The sequence below is a fragment of the Streptomyces sp. NPDC127084 genome, assembly GCF_042724175.1.
Taxonomy (GTDB): domain Bacteria; phylum Actinomycetota; class Actinomycetes; order Streptomycetales; family Streptomycetaceae; genus Streptomyces.
This window is the reverse complement of record NZ_JBHXFA010000200.1, coordinates 7,251-10,147: the sequence shown is the minus strand read 5'-3', so window position 1 is coordinate 10,147 and position 2,897 is coordinate 7,251. Positions and strand designations below refer to the sequence as shown.

Genomic DNA, 2,897 nt, shown 5'->3' with positions numbered 1-2,897 from the left:
CTAGACAGCTCCACTCCACAACCGGAGGCCTTCGTCGTCAGCCAGATTCAGACCGTGTCGTCGCACAAACTCGACCAACCTGCCTGGGCAGTACAACTAGGTGTACTGACCCTGAGCGTCGCTCACGCGGCGGATGGGCGGGGAACCCCCGTCCGCCGCTCCGGGGATAGCATGCGCACATACTGATCACCGGAGTCGGGAAGGGGCCGGGCCATGGCGGGAGAACCGCAAGCCGACTGCCTGTTCTGCAAGATCGCCGCGGGGGATGTGCCCGCCACCATCGTCCGCGAGACGGAGACGACCGTCGCCTTCCGCGACATCAACCCGCAGGCGCCGAGCCATGTGCTGGTGATCCCCCGGGTGCACTACCCGGACGCCGGCACGCTGGCCGCCGCCGAGCCCACCGTCGCCGCCGACATACTGCGGGAGGCGGCCGAGATCGCGGCCGACGAGAAGATCGACGGGACCGGTTTCCGTATCGTCTTCAACACCGGCTCCGGCGCCGGTCAGACCGTCTTCCACGCGCACGCCCACGTACTCGGCGGCCGTGGCCTCAACTGGCCTCCCGGCTAGCCGACGGGCGCGAAGCCACCCATGTCCGTACGCGAACTGGTCGTCCTCGGCACCGCCAGCCAGGTCCCCACCCGGCACCGCAACCACAACGGCTATCTGCTCCGCTGGGACGGCGAAGGCATCCTCTTCGACCCGGGCGAGGGCACCCAGCGGCAGATGCTGCGAGCCGGGGTGGCCGCGCACGACATCAACCGGATCTGCGTCACCCACTTCCACGGGGACCACTCGCTCGGCCTCGCCGGGGTGATCCAGCGCGTCAACCTCGACCAGGTCCCGCACCCGGTCACCGCGCACTACCCGGCGAGCGGGCAGCGCTTCTTCGAACGGCTCCGGTACGCCACCGCCTACCGCGAGACCGTCCGCGTCAACGAGCACCCGGTCGCCCACGACGGTGTGCTCGCCGCCACGCCCCCGTACACGCTCGAAGCGCGCAAGCTCTCCCACCCCGTGGAGTCCTTCGGCTACCGGCTCACGGAGCCGGACGGCCGCCGGATGCTCCCCGAACGGCTGGCCGCGCACGGCATCAAGGGCCCCGATGTGGGCCGCATCCAGCGCGAGGGCGCCCTGGGCGGGGTCGGCATCGAAGACGTGAGCGAGATACGCAGGGGACAGCGTTTCGCCTTCGTCATGGACACCCGCCTCTGCGAGGGTGCCTACGAACTCGCCGACGGCTGCGACATGCTCGTCATCGAGTCCACCTTCCTCGACGAGGACCGGCAACTCGCCACCGACCACGGCCACCTCACCGCGGGGCAGGCCGCGGCCGTGGCACGGGACGCGGGCGTACGGCACCTCGTGCTGACGCACTTCTCCCAGCGCTACAACGACCCAGGGGAGTTCGAACGGCAGGCCCGTGCGGCGGGCTTCGACGGTGAACTCTCCGTGGCCCAGGACCTCGTCCGCGTACCCCTGCCCAAACGCGCACCCTGAGCGAGCACCGATGCCAGCACTGCCCAAGGCCGAACTGCACCTCCACATCGAGGGCACCCTCGAACCCGAACTCGCCTTCGCCCTCGCCGAACGCAACGGGATCGAGCTCCCCTACGCCGGGACCGAAGACCTCCGCAAGGCGTACCTCTTCGCCGATCTCCAGTCCTTCCTCGACCTCTACTACGAGCTGATGGCGGTGCTGCGCACCGCCGAGGACTTCACCGAACTCGCCGACGCCTATCTCGCGCGGGCTGCCGCACAGGGCGTACGGCATGCGGAGATCTTCTTCGACCCGCAGGCGCACACCGCCCGCGGGGTTCCCATCGGCACAGTGGTCGAGGGGCTCGCCCACGCCCTCGACCGTGCCGAGGAGCGGCACGGCGTCTCCACCCAGCTGATCATGTGCTTTCTGCGCGACCAGTCCGCCGACTCCGCGATGGCCACGCTCGACGCCGCCAAGCCGTATCTCCACCACATCAGCGGAGTCGGGCTGGACTCGGCGGAGGCCGGCCATCCGCCCGCCGGGTTCCGCGAGGTCTACGCCGCCGCAGAGTCCCTCGGGCTGCGCAAGGTCGCCCACGCGGGGGAGGAGGGGCCGCCCGAGTACATCTGGGAGGCCCTCGACATCCTGGGTGTGGAGCGCGTCGACCACGGGTTGCGGGCGATGGAGGACCCGGCACTCGTGGAGCGGCTGGTACGGGATCGGATTCCGCTGACCGTGTGCCCGCTGTCGAATGTGCGGTTGCGCGCCGTGGACACCCTGGAGGATCATCCGCTGCGCGCGATGATGGACGCCGGTCTGCTGGTGACCGTCAACTCCGACGATCCCGCGTACTTCGGCGGCTATATCGGGGACACCTTCCACGCGGTACGCGAGGCCCTGGGCCTGGACCGGGAGCAGATGCGGCAGCTTGCGCGGAACTCGTTCGCGGCGTCCTTCCTGGAGCACGACGAGCCGCGGCGCAGGCGGTATCTGGACGCGGTGGACGCGTACGAGTTCGGTGGTTCCTGAGGCAGCACGTGAGCCCGGGACCCCCCCTCCAGGTCCCGGGCTCCGTTCCAGCGCTCCCTGAGGCTCAGCGGCTCAGGAGGCGAGGACCTTGGACGACCGGTCGCGGATGAGCAGGCGGTGCCGGGCCCCTACCGGCGCCGGGATCTCGGTGACCGGCTGTTCGTACGCGCCGGTCTGCGGGACAGGGGCGTCCGCCGGGGCCACTCCCGTCGTACCGGGCGCACCGGCCGCTCCTGCCGCCCCGGCGACGACGGCCGCCGGGGGGCCCCCGCGGCGGGGGGTGGGGCGGGTGGCCCGGGGGCGGGTGCCGCGCGCCCCGGCCCGGGGGGGTGGGTGGGGGAGGGGGGGGCGGGCCCCCCACCCCGGCGAACCCCGGGGCCGC

3 protein-coding genes and 1 pseudogene are annotated in these 2,897 nt (G+C 71.3%); 3 read left to right on the top strand and 1 reads right to left on the bottom strand.

Features of this window, described 5'->3' with window-relative positions; translation table 11 throughout:
- Positions 1-213 precede the first annotated feature (213 nt).
- Genes ACFWI9_RS30415 through ACFWI9_RS30405 form a run of 3 tightly spaced genes read left to right on the top strand, consistent with a single transcriptional unit; the run spans position 214 to position 2,515 of the window.
- On the top strand, positions 214-573 hold the full coding sequence (locus ACFWI9_RS30415; RefSeq protein ID WP_387167312.1) for a histidine triad nucleotide-binding protein: 360 nt from the start codon (positions 214-216) through the stop codon (positions 571-573).
- Positions 574-594: 21 nt separating this feature from the next.
- Positions 595-1,503 (top strand): ribonuclease Z, encoded by a 909-nt coding sequence (locus ACFWI9_RS30410; protein ID WP_387167309.1) that lies wholly within the window; start codon positions 595-597, stop codon positions 1,501-1,503.
- A gap of 10 nt (positions 1,504-1,513) precedes the next feature.
- The gene (locus ACFWI9_RS30405; RefSeq protein WP_387167306.1) at positions 1,514-2,515 is read left to right on the top strand and encodes an adenosine deaminase; all 1,002 of its coding nucleotides are present in this window, start codon (positions 1,514-1,516) and stop codon (positions 2,513-2,515) included.
- Between the two features lie 72 nt (positions 2,516-2,587).
- Here ACFWI9_RS30405 and ACFWI9_RS30400 read toward each other — a convergent pair.
- Positions 2,588-2,897 (bottom strand): annotated as a pseudogene (locus ACFWI9_RS30400) (hypothetical protein); the annotation flags it as partial.

What these genes read in the sequence shown, in the direction of transcription:
- ACFWI9_RS30415 (WP_387167312.1), top strand. Translation starts at nt 214, where the DNA reads ATGGCGGGAGAACCGCAAGCCGACTGCCTGTTCTGCAAGATCGCCGCG.
- ACFWI9_RS30410 (WP_387167309.1), top strand. Translation starts at nt 595, where the DNA reads ATGTCCGTACGCGAACTGGTCGTCCTCGGCACCGCCAGCCAGGTCCCC.
- ACFWI9_RS30405 (WP_387167306.1), top strand. Translation starts at nt 1,514, where the DNA reads ATGCCAGCACTGCCCAAGGCCGAACTGCACCTCCACATCGAGGGCACC.